Annotated in this window: 13 protein-coding genes; 8 read left to right on the top strand and 5 right to left on the bottom strand. The window is 55.8% G+C overall.

The genetic code is table 11. The features are described from left to right. Positions 1-226: 226 nt before the first annotated feature. A complete protein-coding gene (gene aroG / locus AC1P02_RS17785; RefSeq protein ID WP_096119378.1) occupies positions 227-1,282 on the top strand; it encodes a 3-deoxy-7-phosphoheptulonate synthase AroG in 1,056 nt (351 codons plus the stop codon). 93 nt (positions 1,283-1,375) lie between these two features. On the opposite strand, the gene AC1P02_RS17780 is transcribed toward aroG, so the two are convergent. Further along, positions 1,376-2,971: a methyl-accepting chemotaxis protein gene (locus AC1P02_RS17780; RefSeq protein ID WP_165484257.1), complete on the bottom strand. Its 1,596-nt coding sequence runs from the start codon at positions 2,969-2,971 to the stop codon at positions 1,376-1,378. A 262-nt stretch (positions 2,972-3,233) separates the two neighbouring features. On the opposite strand from AC1P02_RS17780, the gene hutW reads away from it, so the two are divergent. Then, positions 3,234-4,601, top strand: coding sequence for a heme anaerobic degradation radical SAM methyltransferase ChuW/HutW (gene hutW / locus AC1P02_RS17775; protein WP_485182790.1), 1,368 nt, complete (start codon positions 3,234-3,236; stop codon positions 4,599-4,601). 61 nt (positions 4,602-4,662) lie between these two features. On the opposite strand, the gene xseA is transcribed toward hutW, so the two are convergent. After that, positions 4,663-6,033, bottom strand: a complete 1,371-nt coding sequence (gene xseA / locus AC1P02_RS17770; RefSeq protein ID WP_485182789.1) for an exodeoxyribonuclease VII large subunit — start codon at positions 6,031-6,033, stop codon at positions 4,663-4,665. Positions 6,034-6,117: 84 nt separating this feature from the next. Between xseA and AC1P02_RS17765 the strand changes: the two genes are divergently transcribed. Further along, complete coding sequence (locus tag AC1P02_RS17765; RefSeq protein ID WP_485182788.1) at positions 6,118-6,900, top strand: cytochrome b; 783 nt, start codon at positions 6,118-6,120, stop codon at positions 6,898-6,900. 289 nt (positions 6,901-7,189) lie between these two features. Here AC1P02_RS17765 and AC1P02_RS17760 read toward each other — a convergent pair whose 3' ends face one another. From AC1P02_RS17760 to AC1P02_RS17750, 3 genes are read right to left on the bottom strand one after another with little or no spacing between them, the layout of a single operon-like run. After that, positions 7,190-7,612 (bottom strand): ExbD/TolR family protein, encoded by a 423-nt coding sequence (locus AC1P02_RS17760; RefSeq protein ID WP_058394027.1) that lies wholly within the window; start codon positions 7,610-7,612, stop codon positions 7,190-7,192. Then, positions 7,612-8,364, bottom strand: coding sequence for a MotA/TolQ/ExbB proton channel family protein (locus AC1P02_RS17755; protein ID WP_485182787.1), 753 nt, complete (start codon positions 8,362-8,364; stop codon positions 7,612-7,614). Before AC1P02_RS17755 ends, AC1P02_RS17760 begins: the two co-directional genes overlap by 1 nt. Positions 8,365-8,366: 2 nt before the next feature. Then, complete coding sequence (locus AC1P02_RS17750) at positions 8,367-9,125, bottom strand: energy transducer TonB (protein ID WP_485185484.1); 759 nt, start codon at positions 9,123-9,125, stop codon at positions 8,367-8,369. Between the two features lie 789 nt (positions 9,126-9,914). On the opposite strand from AC1P02_RS17750, the gene guaB reads away from it, so the two are divergent. The 5 genes from guaB (at position 9,915) to AC1P02_RS17725 (ending at position 16,484) form a co-directional block, all read left to right on the top strand. Further along, positions 9,915-11,378, top strand: a complete 1,464-nt coding sequence (gene guaB / locus AC1P02_RS17745) for an IMP dehydrogenase (protein WP_017412971.1) — start codon at positions 9,915-9,917, stop codon at positions 11,376-11,378. A gap of 83 nt (positions 11,379-11,461) precedes the next feature. Continuing rightward, positions 11,462-13,042, top strand: a complete 1,581-nt coding sequence (gene guaA, locus AC1P02_RS17740; RefSeq protein ID WP_059168026.1) for a glutamine-hydrolyzing GMP synthase — start codon at positions 11,462-11,464, stop codon at positions 13,040-13,042. A 382-nt stretch (positions 13,043-13,424) separates the two neighbouring features. Further along, the gene (locus AC1P02_RS17735; protein WP_485182786.1) at positions 13,425-13,697 is read left to right on the top strand and encodes a hypothetical protein; all 273 of its coding nucleotides are present in this window, start codon (positions 13,425-13,427) and stop codon (positions 13,695-13,697) included. Positions 13,698-14,472: 775 nt separating this feature from the next. Next, on the top strand, positions 14,473-14,874 hold the full coding sequence (locus AC1P02_RS17730; protein WP_485182785.1) for a hypothetical protein: 402 nt from the start codon (positions 14,473-14,475) through the stop codon (positions 14,872-14,874). 371 nt (positions 14,875-15,245) lie between these two features. After that, entirely contained in the window at positions 15,246-16,484 is a 1,239-nt protein-coding gene (locus AC1P02_RS17725; RefSeq protein WP_485182784.1) for an alpha/beta hydrolase, read from the top strand. The last annotated feature ends 374 nt before the right edge of the window (positions 16,485-16,858 follow it).

The following is a 16,858-nucleotide window of genomic DNA, read 5'->3' as shown; positions in this document are numbered from 1 at the left end:
CGCCTTTGCGCGGGCTTTTTTTCAAGCCTGTTTTCAGGGAGCTCTTCACACAAGGCATTTGGCCTTTTCGTCCGGCTTTGAGACAGTGCACTAGCAGCATTATCCAAACTTGCAAGACACATTCAGAAAATTCCTCAATGGATGATGTAATTTTCTATTTACACCGTCTCTGCTGCGGGCTAGATTGAAGTTTCTTTATCGCAGTCATCTAGCAGGAAGCCTTGTCATGCAGCATCAAACCGACGACGTTCGTATCAGTGAAATCAAAGAGTTATTACCCCCGGTTGCGGTGCTCGAGAAGTTTCCGGCCACCGAGACAGCATCAAGTACCGTATTCGAATCCCGCCAGGCCATTCATCAGATCCTGGCCGGCGAAGATCCGCGCCTGCTGGTGGTGATAGGTCCCTGCTCCATCCACGACCCCGTGGCCGCGCTGGAATATGGCAAGCGTCTCAAGACCTTGCGTGACGAGCTCAAGGGCCAGCTGGAAATCGTGATGCGAGTCTACTTCGAGAAGCCCCGCACCACAGTGGGCTGGAAGGGGCTGATCAACGACCCTTACCTCGACAACACCTGCAAGATCAACGACGGTCTGCGCATCGGTCGCAAGCTGCTGCTGGATCTCAATGACATGGGGCTGCCGACCGCCTCCGAATTCCTCGACATGATCACCCCGCAATACGTGGCGGATCTGATGAGCTGGGGTGCCATCGGTGCCCGTACTACCGAATCCCAGGTGCACCGTGAGCTGGCCTCCGGTCTCTCCTGCCCTGTGGGTTTCAAGAATGGCACCGACGGCACCATCAAGGTGGCCATCGATGCCATCGGTGCCGCCAGCGCGCCGCACCACTTCCTGTCGGTCACCAAGTATGGCCACTCCGCCATCGTCGCCACCCGAGGCAACCCGGATTGCCACATCATTCTGCGCGGTGGCCGCGAGCCGAACTATAGCGCCGCCCATGTTGACGAGGTAGTGAAGGGGCTGGACAAGGCCGGTCTGCCGCAAAAGGTGATGATCGACTTCAGCCACGCCAACAGCAGCAAGCAGTTCAAGAACCAGATGCTGGTGGCCGAAGATGTGGCCGGTCAGCTGCGTGCCGGCAGCAAGGCTGTGTTTGGCGTCATGGTGGAGAGCCATCTGGTGGAAGGCCGCCAGGATCTGGTGGAAGGGTGCGAGCTCACCGTCGGTCAGAGCATCACGGATGCCTGCATCGGTTGGGCTGATACCGAAGTCCTGCTGCGCAATCTGGCGGATGCAGTGGCTACCCGCAACGCAGGCTGATCTGTGCCCGCCCGCGGCTGGCCCCGCAGGCAAATAGCAAGAAACTAAAAAGCGCGACCTCATGGTCGCGCTTTTGCTGAGTACAGCTGTGTCTTACCAGCGGTACGTCTTGAGCAACTGATCCAGCTTCTTGCACTGCTCCACCAGCTGGATGCTGGCGAGATTGGCGGCGTGAGCCTGACCCAGGGTGTCGTTGGAAGTGTTGCGAATGTCGCTCACCGAGCTGTCCACTTCGCTGCAAACCCTGTCCTGCTCCTCGGCAGATTGCGCCATCTGGGCGTTGAGGTCGTTGATGCTGGCGATGCGACCTATGATGTTCTGCATGGCGGCCAGGGTGGCTTCCGTCTTGTGAATGCTTTCATCTGCCTTGGATTTTGCATCCCCGATCACCTCAACGGCGCTCTGTGCCTCTTTTTGCAGCGCGGCAATCATCTGGGAGATCTCTTCGCTGGCGGCGCGACTGCGGTTGGACAGGGCCCGCACTTCGTCGGCGACCACCGCAAAACCGCGTCCCTGTTCACCAGCGCGAGCAGCCTCAATGGCGGCATTCAGCGCCAGCAAGTTGGTCTGATCCGCTATGCCCTTGATCACCTCCAGCACACCGTCGACGGCCAGGCAGCGGCTGTCGAGCTGCTGGATCACCCGGTCGACCCGCTCAATTTCGGCCGACATCTCTCCCATGTCGGTGATGGAGTGCTGGGCGAGGCGGCTGGTGTTGGCGGCATCCTGGTTGGTGAGGGCGGAGAGTTCGGCACTGTGGCGGGCATGCTCGCGTACCTCGTGGGAGCTGGCGGCCAATTCGCTGACGGCGGCGGCGACCTGGGTCGTCATGCCCTCCTGCTGGCGGGCCGAGCCTTCGGTCTGGGTGGCGACCTGGCGGATCTGATTTGACTCCTGATAGAGCTGCTGAGTTGCGTGCTCCACCTCCTGCAGGCTGTGGCGAAAACCTTGCACCATGTCACTGACGGCGCGGGTCATCTGGCCCAGCTCATCCTGGCTCGGATTGAGCAGGGGGAGGGATAGATCCCGCTCCTTGGCCATGCGGGTCATGGTCAGTTGCAGGTGGCGCACAGGTCGCTTGATGTAGTGTTGCAGCACCCAGGCCAGCAGCCCGAAACCGAGCCCGAACACCACCACCAGACTGCCGCTCAGGATCAGGTTGTTATGGCGGATCTCGCCAAAGGTGTGGCTGAGATCGTAACTGATACGCACGGCCCCCATGACGGTGCCTTCCGCCACCTGATGGCAGGTGGTGCATTGGGTGCCGCGATACTCTTTGAAAGCCTTGAAGGGTTTGATCAGGGTGAGCTGGTTGCCCTGTTGCTCGATGATGGTTTCCCCCTGGACTATGGCTCTTTCATCCAGGCTGTCCTGCACCTTCTGATCCGGGTGGCCGGGTCCGAACAGATCGCTCACGGCGGGGGCGCGGATCAGACGAGCCTCGACTATCCCGGCCTCGCTCTTGAGTTTGGTCTGCACAATTTGTCGGTTGGCCATGCCGCCAGTCATCATGAGAACGTTGAGTTGATCCATATAGGTGTTGGCAGCACTGTCGACTTTTTCACCGGCCAGCCTGATGGCGAGATCTCGCTGCAACCAGGCGGAGAGTTCGAAACTGAGGGCGAAGGTACAGCCGATGACCAGGGTGAGAGGGAGAAAAATTTTCCAGTTCAGTGACAGGTTTTGCATAGTTAGCTGGTCCATGCGCAGGTGGGCGATCGTCAATGGTGGGCGACTCTCCCCACGCTCGCTCGTCAGGGAGGGGGAGATGGTTCTCTATCGGCACACCCTACCTCATCTTGAGTAAATTATCTGTTAACTGGATCCATGATAGAGGTTAATAGTGGGTAGCAAAGGTGAGTTGGATGAGATTGGTTTGATCCAGCACAAACTTGGCATCAATTGATAGTGGTTATCATTTGCATTATTTCCATGCGGTAACCAGCCAGCGATGACATTACACCTGACCCCGACCATGACCGGACTCTCTACGCCGGATCCTCTCAAGTTTGCCTTCAGCGCCAAAACCTCTGCCCACGCCAGCCGGGGCGGCATTCGCCCCTTTTCCCTCGACGATGCAGGCTGGCAAGCCTGGTGGCAGCAAGGGAGCCAGGCCGATGAGCGTGCGCTTTACATCCATGTTCCGTTTTGCCGAAAGCGCTGCAGCTTCTGCAATTTCTTCGAAAATGGCGCCAATCCGGCGCGCATGAGCCGCTATATGGCCGCCTTGTGCGACAGCCTGATCCGGGCGGCGGATACTCCCTTGGCCCAAAGCAGACCCTTTTCGGCTGTCTATGTGGGAGGCGGCACGCCGACTGACATGGCGGTAGAGGATTTAGCCCGATTGGGCAGGGCGATTCAACGCTTTCCACTGACCCTGGATGCCGAGGTGACCCTGGAAGGGCGCCTCAACGGTTTTGATGATGCCAAGTGGCAGACAGCGCGGGCGGGGGGCTTCAACCGCTTCTCGTTCGGGGTACAGAGTTTTGACACCCGGGTGCGCCAGCAGGCGGCCCGCTTCGATGACAGGCAGACCCTGCTGGCCCGTCTCGGCGAGCTGACCCAAGATGATGCGGCCGTAATAGTGGCGGATCTCATCTTCGGTCTGCCGGGTCAGGATGATGCCGTGTGGCGCCAGGATATTGCGGATGTGATGTCAAGCGGGGTACACGGCGTGGATCTCTATCAGCTCATCCCCATGGCGGGTACCAACCTGGAGCGGGCCGAGGCGAGCGGCAAACCGGGCTGGGCGGCCGATGGTCAGCAACGGGCCGCCATGTATGCCTACGGCGCCCAGACGCTGGAGCAGGGCGGCTGGCAGCGGCTCTCCTGCAGTCACTGGCGGCGCGGCGATGCCGAGCAGAGCCGCTACAACCAGATGGCCAAGCGCGGTGCCGAGATCCTTCCCTTCGGGGCGGGGGCCGGAGGCAACGTGCATGGCCATGGCCTCATGTATGGCCGGGATCTGGCCCTCTGGCACGAGGCGCTGGCTGGCGGTGTGCGAGCGCCTGGCATGGTGATGGGACAGAACCCCAATGCGCCCACGGACGGCCTGCTGCGCGGTGCCCTCGACAGCGGCAGGTTGACGCTGGATCGCCTGCCCGCGCCGCTGAGGGCCCATCTGCTGCCGCTGTTTCAGGCTTGGCAGTTGCACGGGCTGGCAGCGTTGACGGAGGACAAGCTTGTGTTGACCCTGGCGGGACGTTTCTGGAACGTCAATCTGCAGGCGGGCTTGTTCGAGTTCTTGCAGCTCAACCCGATGGGCGGTACTCAGAGAGCCGTTAATTCGACAGAAGCCGTGCGTCACTCGCTGGTGTAACAGGCTGGCGTCAAAAAGAGGGGGGATAAAACAGGGCACTTTTCAGTGCCCCTGTTTTTAGTCATCCGTTGTGCACTTCTTCTACCCGTACCTGCAAGTGCCCTTCCGCCAGCGTGGTAACCAGGGTTTGCCCGGCGTTCACCTGAGCCGCGCGGTTGATCACGTCGCCGCTCTGGGTGCGGGTGATGGAGTAACCGCGCCCCAGGGTGGCGAGCGGGCTTACGCCGTCGAGGCGGGCAGTCAGCATGGCGAGGCGATGGCTGGCCTGATCCTGGCGCTTGGCGATCAGTGCATGCAGCCGCTCTTGCGCCAGTTGGTGGCGACGACGACCGATTGCCAGCAGCCGCTCCGGGCTTTTGGCCTGCAGGCGAAGTTCGAGGTTGGCGAGGCGCCGCTCCCCCTGATGCAGCCGCTGGTTCAGCAGTTGCTGCAAGCGGGCGGAGAGCTCGTCGAGACGTTGGGATTGCTGCTCCAGTCGGCGTTTGGGATCCTGATGGTCGAGCCGCTTTTGCAGCAGCACAAAGCCGTGGCGGGCGGCGGTTTGGTGGCGATTCATCGCCTGCACCAGTCGCTGCCAGAGGTGGGCGAGGCGCTGGGCGCGAGCGCTTTGATCCGGTGCCACCAGTTCGGCGGCAGCCGATGGTGTGGGGGCGCGAAGATCAGCGGCAAAGTCGCTGATGGTGACATCCACCTCATGGCCCACAGCGCTGATCACCGGAATGGCAGAGTTGGCGATGGCGCGCGCTACCACCTCTTCGTTGAAGCACCAGAGATCTTCAAGGGAGCCGCCGCCGCGACCGACGATCAGCACATCTACCTCGGCGCGGCGGTTGGCCAGGGCAACGGCCGCGACTATCTGGCCGATGGCGGCGCTGCCCTGCACCTGGGTCGGGTAAATAAAGATGGGCAGATCCGGGGCGCGGCGTTTGAGTACTGTCAGCATGTCGTGCAGAGCGGCGCCGGTGGCGGAGGTAACCAGCCCCACGGCGCGCGGTTCGCGAGGTAGCGGCCGTTTGCGGCCCTCGTCAAACAATCCTTCTGCCCCTAGCCGGCGCTTGAGCTCTTCAAAGCGCAGGGCCAGCACGCCGTCGCCGGCGGGCTGCATCGATTCGATGATGAGCTGATAGTCGCCGCGGGGCTCATAGAGGGAGACTCGGGCCTGCACCAGCACCTGCATGCCATCCTGCGGGCGAAATGCCACCCGGCGGTTGTTGCCCTTGAACATGGCGCAGCGCACCTGGGCGCCCAGATCTTTTAGCGAGAAGTACCAGTGGCCCGAGCTTGGCATCGCCAGATTGGAGAGCTCCCCCGTCAGCCACACCAGCCCCAGATCCTGCTCCAGGATCATGCGCACGGCGCTATTGAGGCGGGTGACGGTAAAGACCTGCTGCTCGCGGCCGTTCGCCGCACTGGATGGGGTATATCGGTTCAATGGCGCACCTCTGGTCTGCTCCGGCTGCGCCGGGATAAAACGATGGCCGCTATCTTAACCCGAAACGGGGGGCGGGAGCGAAGGATGGCAATGGTGACATGTCTTTGCAAAGAGAGGGGTCATCTGCCAGGAGCAAGCGGCAGAAGAGCAAGATTGGAAACGCGCTTGGCCATGGGGGCGAGTAGCATATTTTCCGGCAAGATTGCCAGCGACCGCAGCGGCTATACATCTTGCGGTATCGTCTCGATGCCACTGATATCTGCGACACCACCGGCTGTGGCTGCGTGTGATCAACAACCCTGTTTGGAGTTCCTCATGAATTGCTCGACCCCGTTAAGTTTGACGACCCGCTTGCTGCACTGGTCGGTTGCCTTGCTGATGATTGGCTTGACCCTGCTGGGTTATTTGATGGTGAAATTTGAAATATGGGATCTCTACGCCCTGCATAAATCTCTGGGGGTCATTGCACTGGTACTGATCCTGCCCCGCGCCATTATCCGCCTTGGCAAAGGGTGGCCGACGCCAGTTCGCCAATATCCCGCTTACGAGGCATTGGCTGCCAAGGCGATACATTGGGGATTGCTTGTTTCAACCCTGCTTATTCCGGTTTCAGGTCTCTGCTATTCCGGTGCGGCCGGGCGTGGCGTTGCCCTGTTTGGCGGGTTTATTATCCCGATGAATCCAGATATCAATGATCCTGCCAATGTCATTCCATACAGTGAATCCATTCGGGATATTGCTCATGCCGTCCATGTCTATTTGCCCTATATCATGCTGGCCCTGTTGCTGGTGCATATTGTCGGGGCGTTAAAACATCACCTGCTGGATAAAGACCTTACCTTGCTGCGAATACTTGGCCGGAAATAACCGGTTCGATGGGGGTTGGTTCGCGGGAAATATCAGGTGGTCGGGTGTGCAGCGGCAAAGAGGAGGGCAAGGGTTGTTGTTACTGGCTTGGTGTTGTTGAGATGGGGGGGGTGGTAAAGACCCGCGGCTCACGGCCTGTCGCCGTACTGGATGGGGTATATAGGTTCAATGGCATATCTGTTGTCTGCCCTGGCTGCGCCGGGATAAGACGATGGCCGCTGTCTTAACCCGGCGCGCGGCAGGAGCCGCTATCTGGCCCCTGCTTCTGACATGACCCTCCTCTGTCCCCTTACTTGCCGTCAGGCTGACTGACAAAGGCAATCTTGTGCAATCCATGCTGGGACGCCTGCGCCATCACCCTGGCTATGATGCCGTACTCGACTCGCTTGTCGATGCGCAGCTGGATCTCGGGCAGCTCCCCCTCGGCCTTGCCGGCAGTCTCCATCTGGGCGAGCAGGGCGGCCTCATCGACCTCCTTGTCGTTCCAGTAGATCTTGCCGGTGCCATCGATGGCGAGGGTGATGTCCTCCTTCTCCGGCTGATTGAGCTGGCTGCTGGCTTCGGGCAGCTCGAGCTTGACCGCATTGGTGAGCAAGGGGGCCGTGATCATGAAGACGATGAGCAGCACCAGCATGACGTCGATCATGGGGATCATGTTGATCTCGGAGAGGGGCTGATCGTCCCCGTCGTCCGACAATTTGCCAAATGCCATTATCTGCGCCCCTTTTTGGCTTCCCGCTCGGTCAGCAGGGTTACGTTGGTGGTGCTCTGCTCAAACCCCGTCACCAGCAGGGCAAACAGGTCGTAGGTAAAGGCCTCAAGCGCTGCCAATTTCAGGCGATTGCGCCGCACAAAGAAGTTGTAGATCAGCACAGCCGGCAGGGCGACGGCGAGGCCAAACCCCGTCATGATCAGGGCTTCACCCACGGGGCCTGCCACTTTATCCAGGCTGCTCTGGCCTGCCGCACCTATGGCCAGCAGCGCATGATAGATGCCCCAGACGGTACCGAACAGCCCGATAAAGGGGGCTGCCGAACCCACGGAGGCGAGGAAGGCAAGGCCCCGTTCCAGCCGTACCCGCTCATGGGTAATGGCCTGGCGCAGTGCTCGCAGCAAAAACTCATCCGGTGAACCCAGCTTGAGCGACACAGCTCGTTCATCGGCCCGGTTCAGCAGCATTACCGCAGCCAGCGCCGCACTGGTCACACGCCCGTAGGCCTCCTGCGGGGGGAGATGGGCCAACTGGCGCTCCATATCCTGCACGCTTGCGTGTTGCCAGAAACGGGTCACGAATTGTGCGTTGAGGCGGCGCTCACGCTGCCCAAGCACTATTTTCAGCAGGGTGTAATAGCAGGTGCCGAGGGACATCAACACCAGCAAAATAAAGGGAAGCAGTCCCACACCGGTATTTTGACTGAGTAGATGGTAAACCCCCATACCGTTACTTGTTATTTCCGGATCCATAGTTAAGCCCTTAATTGAAAGAGAATGGTGACCTTTGTCCAGGCCTCGACAGCCGCATTGTTCTGTTTGGCGGGAATAAAGCGCCAGCGACTGACCGTCTTGCGTGCAGTCATGTCCAGCCGCCGATAACCGCTGCCCTTGTCTACGTCCACCGAGGAGGCGGTGCCATCGGCTGCCACCCGCACCTTCAGGATGACGCGTCCTTCCTCACCCCTTCTTCTGGATTCATAGGGATAAGGTGGCTCAGGGTTGTTCAACCGCGGATCACGAGCGATGGGTGCGCTGCTGCCAGCCCCATGGCCGCTCTGCCGGGACTTGATCGGGGTGGCGGCACTGTCGCCTTGTCGGGTATCGGCCGATATCGGCGTGGCAGGGGCTGCTCTCTCCGCGACCGGTTCTGCCTTGGCAATTGGAGTGGCCTTGGGGGTTGGCGGTCTGGGTACTCTGGGTGCCGGTTTGGGAATGGGCTTGCTGGCCGGTTTTTGAACTGCCCGCTTTTGGGCGGGTATCGGTTTTTTTACGACAGCTTGAGCTGGGATTGCCGCCGCTGCCGCTTTGGCCGGTACGTCATTGACGCTGGCATCGCCGACCCAGCGGGCAGACAGGGTCAGCGGCAGGGGGGGCGTGATGGCTGCGGGGCGGTTTTCATATATCAGCCACAAAACAGCCAGGTGCAAGACGACAGTGATGGCAAGGCAACACAGGCGGACCGAACCAGGGTTGTCAGTGGTCAGCGCTGGCCTCGGATTACAAGCCTCCATCACTTCTCTATCCTCCGGATATTGATACTCAAAAGTGTGCGTTAAGCCATGAAAGCAGGCTCCAATGGCGGCAGCATGCCCCATACTCAGCACCTCAAACAATAACTATTATCAATCGCGTTTTAATCATGTGGTGCACGTTTCAGCGTCGATCAGGGGGCCTGTTCAGAGCGAATGCTGGAATGAAAAGACGCGAGAGGGGTCAGGTGAAATTATAAAATTAATTAAATCTCTCTATTTTTAGTGCGATTTTTCATGAGCAAGTCAAGGCGCTTAAATATTCTGGTGAGGACTTTTATATTTGTTTGTTTGTTTGATGGCTTTTTGAACATCAAAAATAGCGTTTGTTTTGTTGTCTATCTTGTCAAAGATAACCAATGAGGGTCCAGTGATAGATAGCGACAGGTGATGGACATTATTTTAAATGGATATTGATCAATATATTCACAATCGTATTCAGGTATGGGAGATGAGGATCTTGTGTTGTCGGCTCATGCTCCGGTTTGCGAGGAGAGGGATGCCGTTGAGGGACGGGAGTGGGGAAGGGGGCGCAGCCGTTGGCAAGAAAAAGTCGTCGGGCGCTTTTTGCATAAAACAGCAGTCTGGCAACTCTTCTGCCCCCAAAGTGCCCTTTTAGGACTGATAATCTTGGTTTTTTGGCCTCTTGGCACGTCAAACACGGGCTACGCCATAAAAAATTCAAAAAACTTCTTTACCAGTGACCAATCGGTGAGTAAACTTCGTCGGCAATATTTTACACCCCCACTTCCTCAACGGTGAGATATTGCCATGCTCAGGATTGCCAAAGAAGCGTTAACCTTCGACGATGTACTGTTGGTTCCCGCCCACTCCGATGTTCTTCCCAATACTGCCGATCTGCGTACCCAGCTGACATCCTCTATCAGCTTGAATATCCCCATGATTTCCGCTGCCATGGACACAGTGACCGAAGCCCGTCTGGCTATCGCACTGGCCCAGGAAGGGGGTATCGGCTTTATCCACAAGAACATGTCCATCGAGCAGCAGGCTGCAGAAGTGCGCAAGGTCAAGAAGTACGAGAGCGGTGTGGTCACTGACCCCGTCACAGTACGCCCTGACATGACCATCGCCCAGGTCAAGGAGCTGAGCCACAAGAACGGCTTCGCCGGCTACCCGGTCGTGACCGAGGGCAACCTGCTGGTCGGTATCATCACCGGCCGCGATGTGCGCTTCGTGATCGACCTCTCCCAGACAGTCGAACAGATCATGACCCAGAAAGATCGTCTGGTGACAGTGCGTGAAGGGGCTCCTCGTGAAGAGGTGGTTGCCCTGATGCAAAAGCACCGTATCGAGAAGGTGCTGGTGGTCAACGCCGATTTCAAACTCAAGGGCATGATCACCGTCAAAGACTTCCAGAAAGCCGAACGCAAGCCGAACGCCTGTAAAGACGAGCGCGGTCGCCTGCGCGTCGGTGCCGCCGTCGGTGCCGGTGCCGGAAACGAAGAGCGTGTCGCCGCCCTGGTGGAAGCCGGTGTGGACGTGCTGCTGATTGACTCCTCCCATGGCCACTCCCAGGGCGTGCTGGATCGCATCAAGGCGACCCGCGATGCCTATCCTGAGCTGCAAATCATCGGTGGCAACGTGGCCACTGCCGCTGGCGCCCTGGCACTGGTCGCCGCCGGCGTCAATGCCGTCAAGGTGGGTATCGGCCCTGGCTCCATCTGTACTACCCGCATCGTGACCGGTGTCGGTGTCCCCCAAATTACCGCCATCTCCGACGCCGTTGACGCGCTGGAAGGCACTGGCGTGCCCGTGATTGCCGATGGTGGCATCCGCTTCTCCGGCGACGTGGCCAAGGCCATCGCCGCTGGCGCCAGCTGCGTCATGGTGGGCTCCATGTTCGCCGGTACTGAAGAAGCGCCGGGCGAAATCGAGCTCTATCAGGGCCGATCCTTCAAGTCCTACCGTGGCATGGGTTCTCTTGGCGCCATGTCCAAGGGCTCCAGCGACCGTTACTTCCAGACCGACAACGCCGCTGACAAGCTGGTGCCGGAAGGGATCGAAGGGCGCGTGCCGTACAAGGGCCGCCTCAAAGAGATCATTCACCAGCAGATGGGCGGCCTGCGCTCTTCCATGGGCTTGACCGGCTGCGCCACCATAGACGACATGCGCACCAAGGCCGAGTTCGTGCGCATCTCCGGCGCCGGGATGAAAGAGTCCCACGTCCACGATGTGACCATTACCAAAGAAGCCCCCAACTATCGGATGGGCTGATAAAACGGGGCTGCGGCCCCGTTTCTCCACCAGTTTTTATCCCCGAGCCTTTTGTTACAACATCAGCCTGATGCAGGAATAAAATGACTAAAGACATTCACCAGCACCGTATTCTGATCCTGGATTTCGGTTCCCAGTACACCCAGCTTATCGCCCGCCGTGTCCGTGAAATCGGCGTCTACTGCGAACTGTGGGCCTGGGACGTGACCGAAGCGCAGATCCGCGAATTCAATCCGAGCGGCATCATCCTCTCCGGCGGCCCCGAGTCCGTGACCGAGGCTGGCAGCCCCCGTGCCCCCGAGTATGTGTTCAACGCCGGTGTGCCTGTGTTCGGTATCTGCTACGGCATGCAGACCATGGCCGAACAGCTGGGTGGCAAGGTGCAATCCTCCACCGAACGTGAATTCGGGTATGCCCAGGTGGAAGTGCTGGGCCAGACCAATGCCCTGCTGCGCAGCATCGAAGATGCCATCGCCCCCAACGGCAATGCGCTGCTGGACGTCTGGATGAGCCACGGCGACAAGGTCACCGCCATCCCGGCCGACTTCACCACCATAGCCCAGACCGCCACCTGCCCCCATGCCGCCATGGCCTGTGAGTCCAAGCACTTCTACGGCGTGCAGTTCCACCCGGAAGTGACCCACACCCGTCAGGGTGCCCGCATGCTGGAGCACTTCGTCAAGGACATCTGCGGTTGCGAATGCCTGTGGACTCCGGCCACCATCATCGACGACGCCGTTGCCCGCATTCGCGAGCAGGTGGGTGACGATGAAGTGATCCTGGGTCTCTCCGGCGGCGTCGACTCCTCCGTGGTCGCCATGCTGGTACACCGTGCCATCGGCGATCGCCTGACCTGCGTCTTCGTCGACAATGGTCTGCTGCGCCTGAACGAGGGTGAGCAGGTAATGGAGATGTTTGGCGATCATTTCGGTCTGAACATCATCAAGGTCGAAGCCGAAGAGCGCTTCCTCTCCGCCCTGGCGGGTGAAGATGAGCCGGAAGCCAAGCGCAAGATCATAGGCCGCGTCTTCGTTGAAGTGTTCGACGACGAAGCCAAGAAACTGAAAAATGCCCGCTGGCTGGCACAAGGCACCATCTATCCGGATGTGATCGAATCGGCCGCCAGCAAGACCGGCAAGGCCCACGTCATCAAGTCCCACCACAACGTCGGCGGCCTGCCGGCCGAGATGAAGATGGGTCTGGTCGAGCCGCTGCGCGAGCTGTTCAAGGACGAAGTGCGCCGTGTCGGTCTGGAGCTGGGTCTGCCCTACGACATGCTCTACCGTCACCCCTTCCCGGGCCCGGGTCTGGGCGTGCGCGTCCTTGGCGAAGTGAAGAAAGAGTACTGCGATATCTTGCGCCGCGCCGACGCCGTCTTTATCGAAGAGCTGCGCAAGGCCGACCTCTACAACCAGGTCAGCCAGGCGTTCGCCGTCTTCCTGCCGGTGCGCTCCGTTGGCGTCATGGGCGATGGCCGCAAGTACGACTGGGTGATTGCCCTGCGCGCCGTCGAAACCATCGACTTCATGACCGCCCACTGGGCCCATCTGCCCTATGACTTCCTGGGTCACGTGTCGAATCGCATCATCAACGAGATCAATGGCATCTCCCGCGTGGTGTACGACGTCTCCGGCAAGCCGCCCGCAACTATCGAATGGGAATAAGCGGCTCGCGCCCTTCTGCCCTTCGAGCATAAAAATGCAAAAAAGACGCCCTTGCGGCGTCTTTTCTTTTTCCAATCGTTTGCGCCTCAATTTTCTGCTCATTAGCCGCTTTTGGACCTCTTCGCCCCTGTCAGATATGACAGAGGCGCTTTGCGGATCCGGTACTAGGCTCTGCCATGCCAATTGAGACCGGTGCTGTGAGGCGGCGATCGTGGCAAAGGGGAGGGCCAACAGGCGCGTTAACCAGCGCAAGATGGCCCATCGTCATACCATTGAACTTTCTCGGTATGTCACCCCAGTGGAGACCAGCAACCACTTGAATCAACGGGGCGGAACCCGAACAGCCATACGAGTAGGGACAAGAGATCACGGAGGGTTTGTTATGTCAGAACAAGCAGTGTTGGTGGGTGGATGGACCGCATATCACAAGCTGACCGCCGAGGATCAGGCGGTATTTGACCAGGCGCTGAAAGGATTTGTCGGGGGGCAGTACGTACCCTTTGAAGTCTGCACTCAGGTGGTGGCCGGCACCAACTACCGCTTCAAGTGCAAGAGCACAGTGCCGCTTGCCAAACCGATCCATGGCGAAGCCGTGGTGCAGATCTTCAAATCACTGGACGGGGATGCCCATATCACCTCCATCACCCCGATCTGATTGGGTTGCGGGGCAAGGCGGGGAGGGGGCATAGCCTCCAATCGGTTTACCCCAACACCCTGCAATAAGAAAGACGCCTGAGGGCGTCTTTTCATTTACCAATTGTTTGCGAGAAAATTTTACTCCTGGCACAGGGGAGAAGTCGTGTTGCCAATGTTGTCATGGTGAGTTCCTGAGTCGATCGGCAGAGCGCCATCTATCGCGTCCACATATGGCGGCAGACTGTGGTTTATCGGGAGTAAGCTCCGTCCATCAGGAGCTATGGAGGCAATGGAGCCGTACCCGCGCAGCTTCGATGCTTCATCTTGATGCATGATGATGATGCGAGTTGCTGATACGTTCCCCCCAGGATGGGTTAATTTCTTGATCTGGCTTGGGAAACACCTACCTTCCGCTTTTTCTTGCCTCTCTCGCTCGCTAGGATAGTCGTCTGGATATGGCCTCTTTGGAGTCACCTATGAGTCAGGCCAGAGCAACAACGCAGGTCAAAGGCAGTAAACTGGAAGCTGCCCTGCGGTAGCTTGGCTGTTATTCGGGGATCGTACGAGCACGCCTCCAGAGCCAGTGGGTGCCACAGTGGATGGAAGCTAAGGCGGTCAGATACCAGGGATGGTTTAGTAATGCATTGATTTAAAAATATTTTTATGATTGTGAGGGGGACGTTGAGTTATGCGGAAGGCTCTGATATTGGATTAGTACCGCTTTCCATCTAGTCACTGTTAGGCCTCATATATATCGGCGAATTCGTTAATTTTAGTTTTAATAGGGAGATTTCATGCGAACACTGCTTTTTTTCTTACTTGTATTTGCTGCATTCTTGATCTCATTGCAAGTCGGCCTTTCTTTGATGGGCATGGATGCATTGCAGGGCAATTCCGGACTGAAACAAGCGCAAGAAGTTGTTGACTCCATTTCGTCCAGTGCATGGCAATTTGGTCAACCCCTACTTCAGCTTGTTGTTGTTCTAGCACTTGGTGAGTGGTTCGTCTCGCGACTCGGGCTCAAGGTATCGTCCATTGGCTTAGGTTCAATAAATATTCAGACCTTCATTGCGATTGCGATCGTCTTTACCTTCTGTCTGGCTGCGCTGGGAAATCTGCCGGGGTTGGCGTACCTGAAGGATGTAGTTCTGATTGTCATTGGTTTCTATTTTGGTACCAGATCCAAGCAAGATTAGAGTGCTGAGCCTGTTGAGTAGGTTGTTCCTAGCAACGTCAAATCTGAGGCCTAACCCATCGTTCAACCGGGTATACTCTGGCGTTTCTACGCCGGATGTTATTTCATTTTTACCTGCTACGTCACTCTGTCGTATGCCGGTTAACTAAAACGTTGTATGGCTAACATGCCTCTATATAAAAGTTAACTAAAATTAGGTTGTTTATGAATATTAATGAAATAAAAGAAATTCTGCATGAGAGTCTTCCAAACTATTTTTCTACTCTATCGTCGTCCAGTATTTATTATGTTGAGATGTCGTATCTTAGTCTTATCATAATAACGAAAAGAAGAAGGTTTGAGTTACCAGTTGAGAACTTTTATGAGTTGTTCGTGGATGTAATATCTACAGGTAGTTTCGATATCTCTCGATATAGGTACAAACATAAGCACTCAGTTTACTTACTTCCGATAGTGAAACTTATTTTTATAACTATGGGAAATAATATTTATGGTTTTGAGCCTCCTAAAGGTGGGTGGAAAAAAGAGTTATCGAAGTCTTTTTTAGACAATAAAAATTTCTATCCTGAACTTGAAGTTAGAGGTGATGTCATCTCTCACAACATCATGAATTTTATTGGCTTAAGTGTTGATGATGAAAAAATAGAAAACGTTTTAGTTGATGTGAATTATGCAACAAATAGAAAGCCTTCTGGAGATCAAAGTATTTTTTCTGATTCCCGTGATGGTCAGACAAATTATGGAGTTGCAACAGTCTCAATTCCTAAGAATGAACACTGTTCTGGAAACGTGGAACGCCCATTTGAATTTTTGAGTTTTACTTTTAGAGAAAATAAAAATAAACATTTTGTTCTAGAATCTGGTAAAGAACTTAATGAGTCAGATTTTTTTGATAAAATTGAAACTGATTCCGGTAGTAAGAAGTTAATTTTATTCATTCATGGGTATAATGTTAGCTTCAAAGATGCTGTTTTTAAGGCTGCTCAAATTAAATATGATTTAATGTTTGAATTTCCTATTATATTGTTTAGTTGGCCGTCAAAAGGAAGTGTTGCATCATATGTTTCAGATAAAGAAAGTGCACTTTATTCATCTTCTGCTCTAAATAATTTACTTAAAAAAATATCTGAGCTTAATATCGAAGAAGTTATGGTTGTTGGACATAGCATGGGCACTTTTTGTTTGGCTGAAGCCTTAAAGTCTTTTACAGCTAATAGTGCATCATTTAAACGTTTGATTCTTGCTGCAGCAGATATACAAAAAGAAGCATTTTTGGATATCTATGCTCACAAAATCATTAATACTTTCGATATGGTGTCTTTGTACGCATCATCTTCTGATAAAGCTTTAATTGTTTCAAAAATAATCAATGAATTTGAGCGAGTAGGTGATACTCGAGATGATATTCTTGTTATTGATGGTGTTGAGTCAATTGATATGTCAGGAGCAGATGAGAATTTATTCAGCTTAAGACATTCCTATGTGTCTGAAAGCAATAAGGCCTTGGATGACATGTATCATTTTTTAATTAATGGCCTACCTGCCAGCAAAAGAAGATTAAAAGAAATGTTTAATAAGCAGGCAATGAGATACTGGTCCATTAATAATTAAAATCCATATAATAAGTTGCTTAAGCGGCTGTGTAACAGTAGGCTCACGCTCGTTTCTAGCAAATATAGCCGACAGTCTTGAGCCGCTTATCAAGGCGTTATACAGCATTAACTTGAGATGTGCCGTAGGGGGCAATGAAATTAAGCCACTAATTCGGTGCTTCATACACAGCACAAAAGTCGTGCTGAAAACGGTGCAATGCACTGCGCTTATTGCACCCTACGTGTTTCGTCAATTCGCTGGGTTGGCGTTGCCAAGCGCCATGCCCCGCCAAAGCAACAAAAGGGGCGAGCTTTGCCCCTGACTCTTCTAATTATCTCCTTTAGAACGCCGGGGGTTGTCCTACGCAGCCTGATTGTCCGCTGTCTCACAAC

Source organism: Aeromonas sp. TS_SC_11 (genome assembly GCF_057318915.1).
The sequence above is the reverse complement of the archived record's forward strand: the minus strand, read 5'-3'. Positions and strand labels throughout refer to the sequence as shown.